This window comes from Corynebacterium sp. HMSC11E11 (assembly GCF_001807025.1).
Lineage (GTDB): Bacteria > Actinomycetota > Actinomycetes > Mycobacteriales > Mycobacteriaceae > Corynebacterium > Corynebacterium freneyi.
This window is the reverse complement of sequence record NZ_KV787125.1, coordinates 1155-2539: the sequence shown is the minus strand read 5'-3', so window position 1 is coordinate 2539 and position 1385 is coordinate 1155. Positions and strand designations below refer to the sequence as shown.

At 57.5% G+C, this 1385-nt stretch carries 1 pseudogene; it reads left to right on the top strand.

The annotated features are described in order from the left end of the window. Nucleotides 1-1385 (top strand): annotated as a pseudogene (locus HMPREF3121_RS12100) (IS3-like element ISPsy31 family transposase); the annotation flags it as partial.

Here is a 1385-nt window from a genome sequence, read left to right as displayed (position 1 = left end):
CCCCCGCTGAACCTGTCGATGGCCGAGGTTTCCCGCCGCGAAGGGGTCAGTGAAATGTCTTTGTCCAACTGGCGCAAGCAGCTCAGTTATGAAGGAAACGAAGTGTCTGAAAATACTCCCCTGACCGAAAAATGGTCAGCCGAAGCCAGGTTTGCTGTTGTGCTCGAAGCCGCCGGTTTATCCGAGATCGACCTGAGCGAGTATTGTCGCCGCAAAGGCCTTTATCCCGAGCAGATCAACGCGTGGCGACACTCGTTCATCACGGGCCAGAAGCCGGAAAAGACCCAGCAAAAAGAAGACCGTGAGCAATCTCGCAAAGACAAGAAACGCATACAGGAACTTGAGCGCGAACTGCGCCGCAAAGACAAGGCGCTCGCTGAAACCGCGGCGTTGTTGGTGCTGCGAAAAAAGCTCAACGACTACTGGGGGACCGTCGACGAGGACAACTGACGTCCTTGCCTGAGCGCCTGTTACTGATTGACTGGCTAAATACCGCTGTTGCAGAGGGAGCCCGAAAAGCAAGGGCCTGCCAGGAAATCGACCTGTCATTGCGTACCTTGCAGCGATGGACGCAGACAGACGTTTTCAAGGCTGATGCCCGCACAACGGTCACGCGGCCGACTCCGTCCAATGCACTGAGCGACGTTGAGCGCCAAGCTATTATCACACTGTGCAACAGCCCTGAGTACGCTCACCTGCCGCCCAGCCAGATCGTGCCACGGCTGGCCGATCAAGGGTGTTATCTGGCGTCGGAGGCCACGTTTTATCGCGTCTTGCGGGCCGCAGGTCAACAACAGCGTCGAGGGCGCAGTCAGCGTCCCAGACGATATGCGGCACCGACGACACATGCAGCCAAAGCGCCGAATCAGGTGTGGTCGTGGGACATTACGTACCTGCCGTCACCGATAAGGGGCAAGTATTATTACCTCTATTTGATCGAGGATATTTACAGCCGCAAGGCCGTTGGCTGGGAAGTTTACGAGATGGAAAGCGGCGAGAAAGCCGCCGCCCTGCTGCAACGCAGCGTGATAGGCGAGCAGTGTTTGCACGAGCCGCTGGTGCTGCACTCGGACAACGGTGCGCCGATGAAATCGGTGACGTTGTTAAGCAAGATGTATGAACTGGGCATCACCCCGTCGCGTGGGCGACCGCGTGTCAGCAACGACAATCCTTACTCGGAGTCGCTGTTCAGGACACTGAAATACTGCCCGCAATGGCCGCAGGACGGGTTTGCCAGCCTTGACGCGGCACGCCTCTGGGTGAGGGATTTCATGCGTTGGTACAACAATGATCATCGGCACAGCCGGATACGTTTCGTGACACCGACTGAGCGGCATCGAGGGCTGGACCATCAGATCCTGGCCAGGCGACATGAGCTGTACGAG